The following is a 17,022-nucleotide window of genomic DNA, read 5'->3' as shown; positions in this document are numbered from 1 at the left end:
ATAACCTCAGCGGGAAGTAATCAATTCACGCACCCAACCTGAGCGACGCTCTCGACGGATAATTTCATTCCGTAGCCTTAACATCAAAGACACGGCAAAAAAACAGTAAAAGCCCAATACCATAACTAAGAGGGGCAACCACATTTCAATCGGCATTGATGGTTTCTCGGTCAAACTAAATGTCGCAGGCTGGTGCAGTGTATTCCACCACTCGACTGAATACTTAATAATCGGAATATTAACCAGACCCACCAACGATAATACCGAGGCTGCTTTTGCGGCCATGGTTTCATTATCCATCGCCGCATACAGTGCCATCACACCTAAATAGAGAAAAAGCAAAATCAGCATTGATGTTAAACGCGCATCCCACACCCACCAGGAACCCCATGTAGGCTTACCCCAGATAGCGCCTGTCGCCAAAGCCATTACGGCAATAGACGCACCAATCGGAGCACAGGCAAAGGCCACCATATCCGCCACCTTGATCTTCCATATCAGACCCACAGCACCCGCAACTGCCATCAGCATATAACATGACTGCGCCAGTATTGCAGAAGGAACATGGATATACATTATTCTGAAACTGTTTCCTTGCTGGTAATCAGGCGGCGCAAAAGCGAGTGCCCATACGAGACCGACCAAAAGTAATAATGCAGCCGCCACTAAAAAAACAGGCAGTAGCTTACCTGTGATGTCATAACACCAGCGGGGCGATGCCAGTTGATAAAACCAACGTGGAATCCATTTACTTACTGCCATTTTTCAAAACCCCTTAGTTTCAAAGTCCCTTAACCACTTACTGAAATTCGTACTGCCGCGCTAATTGCCAGCGGCGCCAAAACCATTCCTAACGCTAGCATCGCTCCCAGCAACGCCAGATAACCTGTCAGAGGCAAACCTGCTACAGCGGCCTGTACCGCACCCGAACCAAAAATCAGTACGGGTATATAGAGCGGTAGCACCAACAAAGAGATCAACACCCCTCCGCGTTTCAAACCAACCGTCAGACCGGCTCCAATGGCGCCAACCAAACTAAGAACCAAGGTGCCAATTAACAGACTTGTTACTAATCCGAACATCGCACTGGCGGGTAAAAATAACATCACGCCTAATAAAGGCGACATCAGCGCTAACGGTAAACCGGTGGTCATCCAGTGCGCGATAACTTTTGCTAAACAAACCACCATAAGCGGCTGCGGACTTAAAATCACTTGTTCTAAAGTGCCATCGTCATAGTCCGAACGGAATATACCATCCAATGACAACAGCGTTGCCAGCAATGCAGCCACCCAAACAACACCCGGGGCAACATCAGCCAAAAAATCGGGTTCAGGACTCACACCTAATGGAAACAAGGTTGCCACCATCAGGAAAAAAATCAACGGATTAACCAAATCGCTCTTACGTCTGAAAGACAGTAATAAATCTCTTTTCAGTACAGCAGAGAACAACTTCCCTAACGATATTTCAGATGGGTTAGTACACAATTCAGCCATCAAGTTCCCATTAATTGGTCTAGATTAATCTTTGTTACAGGCCCGCAAGCGGTCAAATCATGATGCGTCGTCAAAATAACACTCCCTCCTGACCTAACATGTGATGCTAAGAGTGCTTCTTTAGCGATAACACCATGTTTATCAATGGCGGTAAAAGGTTCATCCAAAATCCATAGTCTGGCGGTATTCATATAAAGCCGCGCCAAACTGACCCGTCTCCCCTGACCTGCAGACAGTGAATGACAAGGAACATCTTCATAACCTTTAAGACCAACAGCTTCTAGGGCGGGTAAAATTTTATCCGCCGATAACGCAGGATGAATAGCAGCGTACCACTGCAAATTCTCGACCGGCGTTAATACACCCTTTACCCCAGGCTGATGCCCGAAATATAGTAGCGAGGACAAAAAATCGTCTTTCGCCAGAGCAATAGGTTCACCACACCAGTACATGGCACCTTCAAAATCATTAGAAAGCCCACTCAATATTCTTAGCAATGTTGTTTTTCCGCTACCGTTCGCGCCCTCTATCTGCAGCAACTCTCCTGCCGCAAGCTCAAACGAAAGGGCTTCAAATAAAGTACGCTCATCCCGTTCGCAAAACAGATCTACGACAGCTAATAACGGCTTTGACACTATCTTTTCCTCGGAAACTGCGTATTTAAAAGTATCACGCTACACTTTATACGCTATCGGCCGATGTATAAGCAGTGCATTATATACAAATAAGGTTCAACAGGGGCATTGCTCTTGATTAGATTTCATGTAAAAAGTGTGTATCAATGAATACCGTCATGAATACCATAGTACCGCAATCACTTAGCCTGCTCGATTCTTCAGGGAATACACGCACGGGCAGCAGTGACAAGCTAATTCCGCCAGGACAATCACTGCAAGCGACAGTCCGGCAAGTATCTCAGGATAAACTCAGCCCAAACGTCTTCAGGCTTAAGCTCGAAGCCAATAGCTTACTGATGGAACTCAAAGTGCAACAACCCATTGCACAGGGCAGCCAGGTGATACTATCGCGCTCGAATAATGGCCAACTGTCGGTACAATTGAGCACCCCAGCGCCGACCTTAAATACAGCCTCTGCGGCGCAAACGACGAATACCAACGCTACTGCTTCTGATAAAGTAGTGACCACCAGAACCTATCAGATTGCGGCGACACCTGTTATCCGCTCAGAACGCGATCTAACTACGCTTGAGCGCTTAGTTCCTAGCGGCCAAACCATTAATGCCCGAGTTATTTCACAAACTCCGGCAGCGACGTCTACCCCGGCGCCCATACCAGCGTTAACGCCGCTACCGTTACAAACAGGCATCCAGCAACAGACGCCTACTCAACCACTAACGCAACCCCAAACCACAACACAACCACAGCTAACAGCTCAAATACCGACACCTGCTCAACCGGCAATAAAGCCCATACCTCAGCCACAAAGCCAATCTATATATCAACCACAGAGCTCAACATTATCCTCAGCTATTCAAGCACATAGTCCGATTCAACAACCTAGCCAGATGCCATCACAATTTCAAACCCAGCCACAAATTCAAACACAACCAACGTCACCCATTCAGACGCCTGCTCAACCGGCAATAAAGCCTGCAGTTCAACCACAAAATTTGGTGCAGCAAGCGACTCAACTCCAGACCCAAGCGCCCTCACAACAAGCATCCCCTACTCAACACAGTTCGAATCAATATCGTACTGTTCAACTTGCTAACACCATGACGCTGAATATAAAAGGTGAATCAATAGTACTGCAAACAACCGCTAACCCTCCGCCATTACAACAGGTAATGCTAACCCGAGGTAGCGGGGAACAATTAACTATTCGCTGGTCACAGCCGGTTTCAAGCCCTCAACCTTCCTTGACACAGCCATTAACTCCACCTCAGACTCAAACGGTAGAAACTAGTTTCCGGGAATTTATGCCGCAACAAATTCCTCTTTCTAGCGGCATCCAGCAGCTACTGAATAGCACTCAGATGAGTAACACGACAACAGCTGGGCATATTGATAAAGTAGTTCAGTCATTACTTCAGCTTTTCGGCGTCCAGCCAGGGGCAATGCAGGCACAGCAAGCCATTAAACAAAACATTCACTTTGGTGGATTGTTTACAGAAAACAAACTGGCGCAGAATAAACCGGTGAATAAAGACATCAAGCAATTTTTGGGAAAAATTCAGTCACTATCTGAACAGCTCCCTGCGGATCAAAAACAGATAATCCAAGCGACTGTCAGTAAAATGTTAGCTGGCATCACCACTAATCAATTAAGCACTGTACAACAACGTCAGGATAGAATTGAGAGTAATGAGCGCTTTTTCCAATTAGATCTACCTATTCAAAACCAGCAATCACTCGAAAATGTCGAGCTACATATAAGTCAACGTAATCAGAAAAACACCCGTGGCGAGGTTGAAACCCTCTGGACAGTCAGACTCCATTTTGAGCTGGAACAAGAAGGGAGTATAGATGCAGATCTAAGCCTTAATGAAGAGCAAAATGAACTGACCGCTTCTTTCACCTGCTCACAACAAGAGACCGTAACATCCATCAAAAACCAACTTGATCAGTTCAAAAAACAACTCAACACGCTGGGATTACAAGTGCCCACACTGGTATGCAAACAAGGTCAGCATAGAGCCCGGACAACACCTATCCATAAACAATTAATTGATATTAAAACATGAATAATGACAAAAAAATCGAGGCGGCTATTGCGCTAAAATACGACCACAGCTCAGCCGCCGCACCGACAATAGTAGCAAAAGGCAAAGGTGACATTGCTAAGCAAATACTGGCATTGGCAAAAGAACATGACATACATGTTCACCAAAGCCCCGAATTACTAGAGGTGTTAATAAGATTGGAGCTAGGCGATGAGATACCTGAAGCGCTCTATAGAGCAATCGCTGAAGTAATTGCTTTTGCCTATAACCTAAAAAAATAACGGCAATACTTTAGCGCAACATTTTAATGCTTCTGCTCTATACCGTGATGTGTATGCAACTCTTTATGGAGTAACGCCATTAATTCCGCTTCGGGTCTGCCAATCCCACAATTTTTCACCAAATCGCCAACATCTGCGCCCATTTCCATTAAACGAGCAGCCTGATTATAAGCCAGTTCTCCTGGATCTCTATTTTCAAGCTCCAACTGCTTTTCAACAGTAATATTGAGTTTTTGTTCAATATCTGCAAGGCGCTTCCCCATACCAATAGAGCTACCTGTTATCGAACGAATTTCATTACGCAGCACGGTGACTAGCGCTTTATATTGTCGTTCATGCTGCTTTTGCCGAGAGAAAACATAAAGACTTAATCCCGCAAACAAGACAACTATGACGGTCAAAAAAGAAACCAACCACACACTAGATTCTGTCAACAGAGCCCCCTAGGTCAGACTGTTAAATTTTAATTCCACAAAGATTAACAGTATTATTCACTTTTAAAACGATTGCTCTAACTGTTCAAGTAATACTCTGACATCAACAATAGCACAACGCTCTTCCATGTAGGTACCGAGGAGCCATGGACGACTTTGCCTATCGGCGTTTGGATTAATGCGGTCGCGCGGAATACGTACTGATTTGACCAACTCATCGCAAGCCAATGCCCAGCGCCGTCCTTCAAGCACCACAAACTCCTCATAGCGAGATTTTGTTGCGTCGTATTTATTGGGCATTAACCAGCAGCCTGTATCAACAATAAATGTATCTGGTAACGAACGCCCAAAACTGCCTAAGATCCAGTCATAATCATTATTAAGCGCCAATGTCACCGTACTTAGAGACATAACACCCTCTATATGTTCAAAAGGCAGCGCCAACTTAAGCCCATAAACATTAACTAAAACACAGTTTAATTCCCCCATAATAAAAGGAGGCTCTGGCTCTGGCTCTGGCTCTGGCTCTGGCTCTGGCTCTGGCTCTGGCTCTGGCTCTGGCTCTGGCTCTGGCTCTGGCTCTGGCTCTGGCTCTGGCTCTGGCTCTGGCTCTGGCTCTGGCTCTGGCTCTGGCTCTGGCTCTGGCTCTGGCTCTGGCTCTGGCTCTGGCTCTGGCTCTGGCTCTGGCTCTGGCTCTGGCTCTGGCTCTGGCTCTGGCTCTGGCTCTGGCTCTGGCTCTGGCTCTGGCTCTGGCTCTGGCTCTGGCTCTGGCTCTGGCTCTGGCTCTGGCTCTGGCTCTGGCTCTGGCTCTGGCTCTGGCTCTGGCTCTGGCTCTGGCTCTGGCTCTGGCTCTGGCTCTGGCTCTGGCTCTGGCTCTGGCTCTGGCTCTGGCTCTGGCTCTGGCTCTGGCTCTGGCTCTGGCTCTGGCTCTGGCTCTGGCTCTGGCTCTGGCTCTGGCTCTGGCTCTGGCTCTGGCTCTGGCTCTGGCTCTGGCTCTGGCTCTGGCTCTGGCTCTGGCTCTGGCTCTGGCTCTGGCTCTGGCTCTGGCTCTGGCTCTGGCTCTGGCTCTGGCTCTGGCTCTGGCTCTGGCTCTGGCTCTGGCTCTGGCTCTGGCTCTGGCTCTGGCTCTGGCTCTGGCTCTGGCTCTGGCTCTGGCTCTGGCTCTGGCTCTGGCTCTGGCTCTGGCTCTGGCTCTGGCTCTGGCTCTGGCTCTGGCTCTGGCTCTGGCTCTGGCTCTGGCATCAGTATTTGTGTTTTCTGAACAAGAGCAAGCTCCGGATTAACACTTTCATGTTCCGACTCTTTATTATCAATCTCGCAAGTACTACCTTCATCGTCTAAAAGTTCGCCAGGTTCTGATAACAGCGCTTCCAGGTAGTCAAAAACAACTTGATGCTGGCGACCAGTGGATTTCTTATCTGACACTTTCTTATCTGACATAGCCGATCACCCCTGCTGCTCAATTAACGTACGCAGCAAGCGCGCATAGGCATTCACGCCTCGACTACTAGCATCTAATGATGACGGAACAACACCCTTCATACTGGCATTTCGGAATTTTGTATCGATAGGAACAACAGCACTAGCCAGCTCGTCAGGGTAGCATTTATGCAATTCACGCAAACAGCTAACCGAGGCCTGAGTCCTGCGATCATAGAAAGTAGGAATAATAGTATATTTTAATTTTTTCTTACGGGCACGATTGATCATACTGATCGTTCGAATCATCCGCTCAAGGCCTTTCAACGCAAGGAACTCAGTTTGTGCGGGAATCAGCAAATGATTGCAAGCCGCTAATGCATTCACCATGAGCACGCCTAATACCGGAGGACTATCAATCAATACATAATCATAGCTGCCTTTGAGATGACGCAATGCTTTAGCAACCTGCAACCCCATACCATGATGCTCTATAGCACGCCGCTCAAGTGTCGCCATAGCGGTTGACGCAGGCAACAACTGTATGCTCTCGACATTAGTGTTACAGAGTAATGATTTAACTTGTACTGCCGTCACATCCCCTTGAGTAACAAAAAGGTCATACACACTATGATCTAACTCATCAGGATCATACTGAAAATAGCTGGTTAGAGAGCCATGTGGATCAAGGTCAACCATAAGAACTTTGTAGCCAACTTCAGCCAACAAACCCGCCAACGTAACGACGGTCGTGGTTTTTCCAACACCACCCTTTTGATTTGCAATGGCCCAAACTTGCATAGCGTTTTCCCGTTATGACTGCTGCTATTTTAGCGATAAGACTTGAAGTTTATTAAAATTTTAACGCCCTGATACACAGCGCACTCTGTCTTATTACATACCGTAGTTTTTCAACATCGAAGCAATACAATTCAAGTCAAGTACATCATCGGCAAGACCGGCTTTTACTACCGCTTGCGGCATACCATAGATAGTACAACTTGCTTCATCTTGTGCCCATATTTTAGCCCCGGCTTGCTTTAGAAGGCGTGCACCATCAGCACCATCGGCACCCATACCTGTCAAAATAATGGCCAAGACTTTATTACCATAAACCTTTGCAGCTGCAGCAAATGCAAAATCAACGCTTGGACGATACGTTATGCGCTCGTCACCTGGCAAAATTTTGACGCGATCAGGCTGACGACTTTCTATCATGACCTGATGACCTCCTGGTACAAGCAATGCACAGCCGGGCTTAAACCTATCACCGTCAACCGCTTCTTTTACTTCTATCTGGCACTGCTGATTCAAGCGGGCTGCAAAGACTGAAGTGAATGTCTTTGGCATATGTTGAACCAATAATATCGGGTGCGGAAAATTAGCCGGCAACTGCGTAAGAATTGTCTGCAGTGCGGCAGGACCTCCCGTAGATGCCCCTATGACGACCAGCTTACAACTGCTAGGAAAATGCGCACTTCGCGGATTACTCCGGATAGCAGAGGGCTTAGTCTTCTGAGTTATAGGCAATTTTTTTCTAGACGCAGGCGTCAAATTTGCGATTTTTGACAGCGCGCTATCCTCATTTACATCAAAAGAACGAGAAGAGTGAATACTAGACGACTCGCCCGCTTTTAAAGGTTTTGCTGAAAAAGCAGAGCTACGAATAAAGCGCTTACTTCGACCCAATGCGACTACCCGCTCAACCAACTCATTTTGCATCGAGTTAGTTTTATTAATCCATGCTCGGATATCTTTTGTCAGGTAGTCTGCGGCACCCGCCTCCAGTGCTAACATAGTCACCTGTGCTCCTTCATGAGTCAGAGATGACAGCATTAGCACAGTAGTAGGGCTATCACGCATGATAATACGTACAGCATCAATGCCATTAAGTTGCGGCATTTCTACATCCATGGTGATTACATCCGGTCTTAGCTTTTTAGTCAGCTCAACCGCTTCATTGCCATTACATGCCACGCCAATAACTTCAATGCGACTATCACTAGACAATATATCGTTGATACGTTGCCTAAAAAATCCGGAATCATCAACTATCAGCACTTTTACCGACATGAAAACCTCTCTGTATGCAGCACCATACTAAGAGACGTACCGCTTCAGCAAATTAGGTATGTCAATAATCAGTGCAATACGTCCATCTCCAGTAATGGTGGCACCTGATAACCCTGGCGTACCATGCAAAATTGTTCCGAGAGGCTTAATCACAACCTCTTCCTGACCAACCAACTGATCGACAACAAAACCAACCCTTAATGTACCGACAGTAAGGATAACCACATGACCTTGCTCTGGGAGCTCAGCATGTTCCTGCCCTTTCACTAACCAGCGCTTCATATGGAATAACGGTAACGCCTGATCTCTGACAATAATCACCTGCTGCCCGTCTACTACATTGGTTTTAGTTAGATCCAGATTAAATATTTCATTAACATTGACCAAAGGCAGAGCAAAAGCCTGATCTTCCAGAACAACCATCAGCGTAGGCATAATTGCTAAAGTTAAGGGCACCTGGATAGCAATACGTGTACCCTGGCCTAACACAGAATCGATATGCAAAGTCCCATTGAGCTGCGTAATTTTGGTCTTCACCACGTCCATGCCAACGCCACGACCGGACACATCTGACACCTCTGTCTTAGTAGAAAAACCTGCCTGAAATATTAAGTTAAAACATTCCTGTTCAGTTAAACGACTTGCAGCCTCCTCCTCTAGCATCCCCCGACTAACCGCCAGCTTGCGCAGCTTTTCAGGATCCATACCGGCCCCATCATCCTGTATAATTAACAGAATATGATCGCCTTCTTGTTCAGCCGATAACAACACATGCCCTTCACGTGGCTTACCTAATCCATCTCTTATGGCAGGTAATTCAATACCATGATCGACAGAGTTACGTACCAAGTGAATCAATGGATCAGCCAACGCTTCAACCAGATTTTTATCTAAATCTGTCTCTTCTCCTCTCAATTCGAGACGAATCTCTTTCTTTAAGCTGCGGGAAAGATCACGAATCAAACGCGGGAAACGGCCAAATACTTTCTTAACCGGCTGCATACGAGTTTTCATAACCGATGTTTGCAAGTCAGCGGTCACCATATCAAGCGTACCTAGTGCCTTTGCCATATCCTCATCTTCGCGTGCACCACCCAAGCGAACCAGCCTGTTACGAACCAGCACCAGCTCACCCACCATATTCATAATTTTATCGAGCAAACGCGTATCTACACGAACATTACTTTCAGGCACTACCGCCTTGTTGGCTACCGCCGCCGGTTTCACGGCACCAGATTTTACAGGATTAGCGGGCATATCAGCGACGGCAACGGACACATCCTCAATGTCGGGCGTATCTGTCATATATTCAGACACATCAACGCTACTGGCAAAAGCACCTTGACCATGCGACTGTAAATCATCTAAGAGATTTTCAAATTCATCTTCTGTGATGAGGTCACCAGAGGAAGAAGGTACATCCTCGATTATGACCGATGCGGAAGGGATACCTGGCGCACCATCCCCATGCAAATCATTCAGCAATGCCTCAAACTCGTCTTCAGTAATTAAGTCGTCGGCAGCAAAATCGACCTCTGCTGGAATAACGTCATCCAAGAGCATATCAAATTCTTCATTGGCTGACGCACCAGCGGAGGTCGACCGTGCAACGGAGGTCGATTCTTTAGGGGCACTACTAGTCCGGGCTGGCGCAGAGGGGACCGTTGGCTCATTGAGTGGTACAGAAACACCCACTTTCCCTTCGACGTGATCCGCCAACCTTCTTAACAATACAGCACTGGCAGGCTCAATACGCTCACCCGCTCTGACGTTACCAAACATTACATTAATAGCATCCAGGGACTGCAGGACGGTATCCATAAGCTCTGGACTGACCTTAACTTCTCCATTACGAAGTAAGTCAAACAAGTTCTCCGCTTTGTGACAACACTCGACCATTGCATCAAGCTGGAGAAAACCTGCACCACCTTTTACAGTATGAAATCCCCGAAAGATCGAATTAAGTAGCTCTTTATCATCAGGGCTCTTTTCCAGGTCGACTAATTGCTCTGAGAGCAGCTCCAGAATTTCTCCTGCTTCAACAAGAAAATCTTCAAGAATTTCGTGATCAACGTCCAAACTCATTGGAAGCTCCTATTCAAAAACCCAAACTTGACAGCAGATCATCAACATCATCTTGATTGCCAACCACTTCCGGATTATTTTCGCCTGCCAGTTGCGGCCCTTCAGCTTCAATTGGATCTTTTTTGGCATTCTGTTTTTTATTTTCAGTAGGACCTTCTACATGCAGCCCACTAATACTCTCAACCTTTGCGGCCATATTCATCAACTGAACCAAGCTTCCCTCAACTTGAGTCACTAATGTTATAACCCTACGAATAAGCTGTCCTGTAATATCCTGATAGCTTTGAGCAACCAAAATCCCAGTCAACTCCTCTCGCAATTTTGCGACGGTGCTTTCAGACTCCTGCTTAAGCTGGCAGGTTCGGTCATATACGCCCCGAAGGCCTTCAAACTCAGATTCCAGTTGGCCTACCAAGGAAAGTAAATCAGCAAACCTACCGCTTTGCACATCCATCTTATCAACCAGCGCTAGTGACTTATCGACTCGATCCATTGTTTCATGAGATGTTTTTTCAGTAAGCTCCATAACATAAGCAAGCCGGTCAGACGCATCAGTCATACCCTGAATCGAATCTTCCCGCGCATCTGATGGGACATCACCGGAGAATGATTTTATAGCCTCATGCAACCCGCGTGTTAAATAACCAACTTCATTATAAAACGCAAGATGCTTAACATTCTGAAGATCATTCACAATATCCAGAGCACTGTTTACATCACCCACCGCCAACACCGAGACCAGTTCGTTCGCTTTCGCATGCAGTAACGCTTCAAATCCATCTAAGCCCTGAGGCAAATCTGTTTCTGGCATAATCATTACTTCCTTAACAGATTAACTTCCAATGCGCTCAAATATCTTATCGATTTTTTCTTTCAAAACAGCGGCGGTAAAGGGTTTTATTACATAACCATTAACACCTGCTTGCGCTGCAGCAATAATTTGTTCACGTTTTGCTTCGGCAGTCACCATCAAAATAGGAATACTGGCTAGCTTTGGATCAGCCCGGACAAATCGCACCAGATCAATACCTGTCATACCAGGCATATTCCAATCGGTAACAAGAAACTGAACACCCCCTTGCTGCAAAATGGGCAGAGCCGTTTTACCATCATCGGCCTCAATAACATTATTGAACCCAAGATCACGAAGTAGATTTTTAATGATTCGTCTCATGGTCGAAAAATCATCAACCACAAGAATTTTAATGTCTTTTTTCAAGACAATATCCCCCAATTCAGAAACATATGGATAAATGATTCTGATTTATCGATTTAACCTGATTAGAATTTAGACCATTTTTCAAGAAAATGGAGACTCAGATAAAAAAATTATTGCCAATCCCTGAGTCGACCACGAAGTCGATGGGCTGCCTGACTATGAATTTGGCTCACACGAGACTCACTAACGCCCAGTACTTCGCCAATTTCTTTGAGATTTAACTCTTCGTCGTAATATAAAGCCAACACCAATTTTTCGCGTTCAGGGAGTGTATCAATAGCACTCGCCAGCGCCGCTTTGAAGGCATCTTTTTCGGCATGAACAACAGGGCTAAGCTCAGCACCGGATAACTGCTCACCTGGAGCATCACCTTCAGAAGAGGTCATTTCTTCGAAACTGAACAAACGACTCTCAACCGAATCTTTCAAAAGAGCGTGATAACTCGCGACCGTAATATCCATTTCGGCCGCTATCTCAATATCTGTAGCATCTCTTCCAAGTGACGCTTCAATTTTTTGAATCGCTTGAGTAATTCGACGACTGTTACGATGCACAGAGCGAGGCGTCCAGTCTCCCCTACGCACCTCATCAATAATAGATCCGCGAATCCGAATACCGGCATAGGTTTCGAAACTAGCGCCTTTGGAGACATCATATCTTTTAGCAGCCTCCAACAAACCCATCATGCCAGCCTGAATGAGATCATCCAGCACAACACTAGAGGGCAGGCGCCCCATTAAATGATAGGCGATACGCTTTACAAGCGGCGCATACTGCTCGATAAGATTGTGACTTGAAGTAATATCTAGCGGGTTATACATGGAGCCCCTTACCAGACCCGAAATTAAACACCCTGGACCAAACGCTCAATAAAGAACTCCAAATGCCCACGCGGCGCATCCAGAACAGGCCAGTCATCTACTTTGTTAGCCAGTTGACGATAAGCCAATGCTGCTTTGCATTTAGAATATGCTTTAAGAACAGGCGTTTGGCGTCTAACTGACTTACGAACGTGCTCATCATAAGGGATTGAGCCGACGTATTGAAGCGTTACATCAAGGAAGCGATCAGTAACAGTCGAAAGTTTGTTAAACATATTCCTCCCTTCCGTATCTGTATCCACCATATTAGCCAAAACTCTGAAGCGCGTCATACGGTAATCGCGGTTAAGTAATTTAATTAAGGCATAAGCGTCGGTAATAGAAGTCGGCTCATCACACACCACAACCAAGACCTCCTGAGCCGCACGCACAAAACTAACCACTGACTCAGATATGCCGGCAGCCGTATCGATCACCAGTACATCAATATCCTCCGCTACCTCATTAAATGCATAAATCAGCTCAGCATGCTCATGAGCACTGAGTGAAGTCATCTCCTGAGTCCCGGAACATGCCGGAACAATACGCACATTTTCTGTCACATCCAACATCACGTCGGTCAACCGACATTCGCCAGACAAAACATCACTAATATTTTTCTTAGGTCGCAATCCAAGCAACACATCAACGTTTGCCAAACCAAGGTCTGCATCCATCAATACGGTCTTTCGCCCCAACTCTCCAAGTGCGATAGACAGATTAACTGACACATTCGTTTTGCCAACACCGCCTTTTCCCCCGGTGACAGCGATCACTTTAACTGAATGTTGTTTTTTCATTTATTATTGGTCTGCACTTAGCCAGCTGATGACAACGCAGACCCACCCCCCGTTGCTGACAACGCACGTGCACGCTCTCTTTCCAGTGTTTTTTGCGCTGTAACAACGGCACGACTGACAAGATCGTTTCGTTGCGCAACCTCAATATCATCAGGTACTTTCTGACCATCCGTGACATAGGCGATAGGCAGAGCTTTCTCTACTACCAACGTCAACGCCTCACCCAGACTGCCCGATTCATCCAGTTTACTCAGCACACAACCATTTAACCCAATACTCTGGTAATTGTCATAAGCATCTTCTAAAACCTGACGCTGACTGGAACAGGAAAGCACCAGCAGCTTTTTCAATCTAACAGAGACATTCGTCAACATCGCTTTCTGCGCTTCACTCGGCCCCTCATGCTGACTCATTCCCGCCGTATCGATCAATACCAGACGCTTACCCCGTAACGATAGAAGCACATCATCTAATGAATTATTTTCATCGACCACTCGCACCGGCACATCCAGTATTCGACCAAACGTTCTTAACTGTTCATGTGCTGCAATACGATAAGTATCCGTTGTCACCATCGCTAAACCAGCGCTGCCGTGCTGAAGCACATAACGGGCAGCCAGCTTACCAATAGAGGTGGTTTTACCGACACCGGTAGGTCCGACAAAAGCGATCATACCACCACGGTCAATATAATCTTCGCTCATAACCGGCACTGCATCTGTTAACTTTGACAAGGTGATTCGCCACGCTTTTGCGATATCCAAACCGGATTCTAAACCCCGGGTTAACTGAGAAATCAACGCATCGCTTAAACCCATACGCTCAAAGCGTTTAGCCAGCTTACCTTCAACGGCAGAAGGCTCTGCGGCCTTGCGTTGCGGGCTTTCTTCAACCCATATTTTTCGCGAAGGCGCCTGTATTTGCTGCTCGAGCAAAGACTTCAATTGCTGTATTTCTTGCTGCATATGCTCCATAGCAGCATTACCTGACGACGCCGTAAATTCAGATCGAGTCACTTCTTCAGGCTGATCGTCATCGTCGTCAATATACTCATCTCTTCTTGCTTTTTGTCGCGTCTTCAAAGACTCAAGAATGGTTTGCAAGTCATCATCGTCGTCCTGTTCTATTTGAAGATTGCGCTTGCCTTCCGCCTGGTAAGACGGTTCCTTTTCAGTTTTCTCACTTATTTCAGCAATACGCAGCCGGGCTTTCTTCAGTTCTTCATCAAGTTCCAATCGACTCCTGTCTGCCGTAAGGATGCTCACCTGATCATCTTTGCGTTTTTTCTTTTCATACTCACGCTTAAATTCTGCCTGGGCTGCTTCAAACTCATGCTCATGCGCCGCAACAACTTCGACACCTCCGGCGACACGATGATTTGAAACGATCACGGCATCCGGCCCGATCTCCTCCCGGGCGCGACGCATCGCCTGGCGCATATCAGGAGCAAAGATACGCTTAACTTTCATAGACATCCCATCCATGATGAATAACCAGCATCGTCAATTTATACATTTTGACCACCTACTGTAGCTACGATGGTGATTTTTTTATTTTCAGGTATTTCCTGATACGACAACACGTGAATCAACTGCTCACTGTAGCGTACAAATTTGGCCATAAGTGGTCTCACAGGTGCCGCTACCAATAAGATAGATGGCTGCCCCTGCATTTCTTGCTTTTGCGCTGCCGCTACCAACGAATTTTGCAAGCGTTCAGCCATACCCGGTTCAAGTACCATACCACTCTCGCCCGCTTGCTGACTTTGCTGCACAGAGTTTAGCAATAACTGCTCTAATTGAGGGTCCATGGTAATAACAGGTATTTCCAACTCAGGACCATTAATCGTCTGGACAATTAAGCGCGCAATAGCCACCCGAACAGCGGCCGTCAGTCCGACAGGATCTTGCGTGCGAACCACGGTTTCAGATAACGCTTCAGCAATACTTCTGAAATCTTTAAGTGGCACCTGCTCCATTAACAAATTTTGTAAGACTTTTAATAAACTACTAATAGATAGTTTAGCCGGTACCAGATCTTCTACTAGTTTAGGAGAACTTTTAGTTAACATATCTAATAATTGCTGAACTTCTTCGTGACCCAGCAACTCATGTGCATGGCTTTGCAATATTTGATTCAAATGCGTGGCTACTACCGTACTCGCATCCACCACTGTATAGCCTAATGTCTGCGCTTGTTCACGTAACCCTGGTTCAATCCAGGTAGCATCCAAGCCAAAAGCAGGATCCTTAACATCTACGCCTTTCAACGTACCGAAAACCTGACCCGGGTTAATAGCCAAATCACGATCAGGATAAATTTCTGCATCACCGACAACCACACCCATCAGGGTAATCCTATAAGCACCAGGCATAAGATCCAGATTATCTCTTATATGTACAGAGGGCACCAAAAAACCCAGATCCTGAGAAAGTTTTTTCCTGACCCCTTTAATTCTGTTTAATAACTGCCCGCCTTGCAGCTTATCGACCATCGGAATCAAACGATAGCCCACCTCCAAACCAATCATATCGACCGGCATCACATCATCCCAGTCCAAATCTCTATTCTCTGATCCGGATTCCACATCCGAAGCAGGCGTCGCCTGCAACAGTGATTGCTGTTCAAGTTCTGCAGATTCTTTTTGCTTTTTAACTATCCACCAGGCGCCAACACCTGCAACAGAAGCCAGAGATAAAAATGCCACATGCGGCATCCCCGGAACAATCCCCATAATAGTCAGGATAACAGTTGCCACTATTAATGCTTTTGGTGAAGCAAACAACTGACCCATAATTTGCTTACCCATGTCCTGGGCGCTATTTTGTCGCGTCACCATGATCGCAGCAGCAGTAGAAAGTAATAGCGAAGGTATCTGAGCAACCAAGCCATCACCGATAGTCAAAAGCGCATAATATTCTGCTGCCACCTCAAAAGAGAGATCGTGCTGAATCATACCTATTAGCAACCCACCCAGAATATTGATCACCAGAATCAATATCCCTGCAACAGCATCCCCTCGGACAAACTTAGAGGCACCATCCATTGACCCATAAAAGTCGGCTTCCTGAGTAACATCTTCTCGTCTTATTTTTGCCTCATCCTGATTAATAAGCCCTGCGTTCAAATCGGCATCAATCGCCATCTGTTTACCCGGCATCGCATCCAGTGTAAAGCGGGCACTTACCTCTGAAATACGCCCTGCACCTTTGGTAACTACGACAAAATTAATGATGACCAGAATAAGGAACACAACGATACCTACGACATAGTTGCCGCCAATAACAACGGAACCAAAGGCTTCGATCACTTTTCCTGCCGCATCTCCCCCCTCATGACCATAAAGAAGCACAACGCGTGTTGATGCCACATTCAGCGCCAGGCGCATCAAGGTAGCAACCAGCAAAATGGTTGGGAAAACAGCAAAATCCAGCGGACGCAGGGAATATACGCCGACTAACAATACGACGATCGACAATGCGATATTAAACGTGAACAGTACATCGAGCAGAAAAGTAGGCACCGGCAATGTAACCATCGCCAGAATAACAAGCAATAAAATAGGCACACCCAGGTTACCCTGACCTATCCCTTTGGCATTACTAAGAAAAGCCGCTCTATCCAATACAATCTCACGTCAAAAAAACAGCACAAGCCGATAAACGCCAT

General features: G+C 46.4%; 16 protein-coding genes. 2 read left to right on the top strand and 14 right to left on the bottom strand.

The window, feature by feature from the left end; genetic code table 11:
• Nucleotides 1-6: 6 nt before the first annotated feature.
• The 3 genes from Nant_RS18490 to ccmA are packed head-to-tail and all read right to left on the bottom strand — an operon-like array spanning nucleotide 7 to nucleotide 2,134.
• Nucleotides 7-762 (bottom strand): heme ABC transporter permease, encoded by a 756-nt coding sequence (locus Nant_RS18490; RefSeq protein ID WP_054343093.1) that lies wholly within the window; start codon nucleotides 760-762, stop codon nucleotides 7-9.
• A gap of 29 nt (nucleotides 763-791) precedes the next feature.
• Nucleotides 792-1,499 carry a heme exporter protein CcmB gene (gene ccmB, locus Nant_RS18485; RefSeq protein WP_054343092.1) on the bottom strand — a complete coding sequence of 236 codons (708 nt, stop codon included), beginning with the start codon at nucleotides 1,497-1,499 and terminating at the stop codon, nucleotides 792-794.
• Entirely contained in the window at nucleotides 1,499-2,134 is a 636-nt protein-coding gene (ccmA, locus tag Nant_RS18480) for a cytochrome c biogenesis heme-transporting ATPase CcmA (RefSeq protein ID WP_054343091.1), read from the bottom strand. Before ccmA ends, ccmB begins: the two co-directional genes overlap by 1 nt.
• Before the next feature lie 158 nt (nucleotides 2,135-2,292).
• On the opposite strand from ccmA, the gene fliK reads away from it, so the two are divergent.
• Both fliK and Nant_RS18470 read left to right on the top strand, forming a co-directional pair.
• Entirely contained in the window at nucleotides 2,293-4,203 is a 1,911-nt protein-coding gene (gene fliK, locus Nant_RS18475) for a flagellar hook-length control protein FliK (protein WP_162224957.1), read from the top strand.
• Complete coding sequence (locus Nant_RS18470; protein ID WP_179078903.1) at nucleotides 4,200-4,463, top strand: EscU/YscU/HrcU family type III secretion system export apparatus switch protein; 264 nt, start codon at nucleotides 4,200-4,202, stop codon at nucleotides 4,461-4,463. Before fliK ends, Nant_RS18470 begins: the two co-directional genes overlap by 4 nt.
• A gap of 23 nt (nucleotides 4,464-4,486) precedes the next feature.
• Here the strand turns inward: Nant_RS18470 and Nant_RS18465 are convergent, their stop codons facing one another.
• From Nant_RS18465 to flhA, 11 genes are all read right to left on the bottom strand, one after another.
• The gene (locus Nant_RS18465; protein ID WP_054343089.1) at nucleotides 4,487-4,897 is read right to left on the bottom strand and encodes a DUF2802 domain-containing protein; all 411 of its coding nucleotides are present in this window, start codon (nucleotides 4,895-4,897) and stop codon (nucleotides 4,487-4,489) included.
• Nucleotides 4,898-4,960: 63 nt separating this feature from the next.
• Nucleotides 4,961-6,337, bottom strand: coding sequence for a chemotaxis protein CheW (locus tag Nant_RS21620; RefSeq protein WP_054343088.1), 1,377 nt, complete (start codon nucleotides 6,335-6,337; stop codon nucleotides 4,961-4,963).
• A 6-nt stretch (nucleotides 6,338-6,343) separates the two neighbouring features.
• The gene (locus Nant_RS18455; protein ID WP_054343087.1) at nucleotides 6,344-7,117 is read right to left on the bottom strand and encodes a ParA family protein; all 774 of its coding nucleotides are present in this window, start codon (nucleotides 7,115-7,117) and stop codon (nucleotides 6,344-6,346) included.
• 93 nt (nucleotides 7,118-7,210) lie between these two features.
• Nucleotides 7,211-8,389, bottom strand: a complete 1,179-nt coding sequence (locus tag Nant_RS18450; protein WP_054343086.1) for a protein-glutamate methylesterase/protein-glutamine glutaminase — start codon at nucleotides 8,387-8,389, stop codon at nucleotides 7,211-7,213.
• Nucleotides 8,390-8,416: 27 nt separating this feature from the next.
• Nucleotides 8,417-10,474, bottom strand: a complete 2,058-nt coding sequence (locus Nant_RS18445; RefSeq protein WP_054343085.1) for a chemotaxis protein CheA — start codon at nucleotides 10,472-10,474, stop codon at nucleotides 8,417-8,419.
• A 13-nt stretch (nucleotides 10,475-10,487) separates the two neighbouring features.
• Nucleotides 10,488-11,285: a protein phosphatase CheZ gene (locus tag Nant_RS18440; RefSeq protein ID WP_054343299.1), complete on the bottom strand. Its 798-nt coding sequence runs from the start codon at nucleotides 11,283-11,285 to the stop codon at nucleotides 10,488-10,490.
• 21 nt (nucleotides 11,286-11,306) lie between these two features.
• Complete coding sequence (gene cheY, locus Nant_RS18435) at nucleotides 11,307-11,693, bottom strand: chemotaxis response regulator CheY (RefSeq protein ID WP_179078902.1); 387 nt, start codon at nucleotides 11,691-11,693, stop codon at nucleotides 11,307-11,309.
• 110 nt (nucleotides 11,694-11,803) lie between these two features.
• Nucleotides 11,804-12,514 carry an RNA polymerase sigma factor FliA gene (locus tag Nant_RS18430; protein ID WP_054343084.1) on the bottom strand — a complete coding sequence of 237 codons (711 nt, stop codon included), beginning with the start codon at nucleotides 12,512-12,514 and terminating at the stop codon, nucleotides 11,804-11,806.
• 23 nt (nucleotides 12,515-12,537) lie between these two features.
• Nucleotides 12,538-13,353 (bottom strand): MinD/ParA family protein, encoded by an 816-nt coding sequence (locus tag Nant_RS18425; RefSeq protein ID WP_054343083.1) that lies wholly within the window; start codon nucleotides 13,351-13,353, stop codon nucleotides 12,538-12,540.
• Between the two features lie 17 nt (nucleotides 13,354-13,370).
• Nucleotides 13,371-14,822, bottom strand: a complete 1,452-nt coding sequence (flhF, locus tag Nant_RS18420) for a flagellar biosynthesis GTPase FlhF (RefSeq protein ID WP_054343082.1) — start codon at nucleotides 14,820-14,822, stop codon at nucleotides 13,371-13,373.
• 38 nt (nucleotides 14,823-14,860) lie between these two features.
• Nucleotides 14,861-16,978: a flagellar biosynthesis protein FlhA gene (flhA, locus tag Nant_RS18415; RefSeq protein WP_054343081.1), complete on the bottom strand. Its 2,118-nt coding sequence runs from the start codon at nucleotides 16,976-16,978 to the stop codon at nucleotides 14,861-14,863.
• Between the last annotated feature and the right edge of the window lie 44 nt (nucleotides 16,979-17,022).

The sequence above is a fragment of the Neptunomonas antarctica genome (genome assembly GCF_001305295.1).
GTDB lineage: Bacteria > Pseudomonadota > Gammaproteobacteria > Pseudomonadales > Balneatricaceae > Neptunomonas > Neptunomonas antarctica.
The sequence above is the reverse complement of the archived record's forward strand: the minus strand, read 5'-3'. Positions and strand labels throughout refer to the sequence as shown.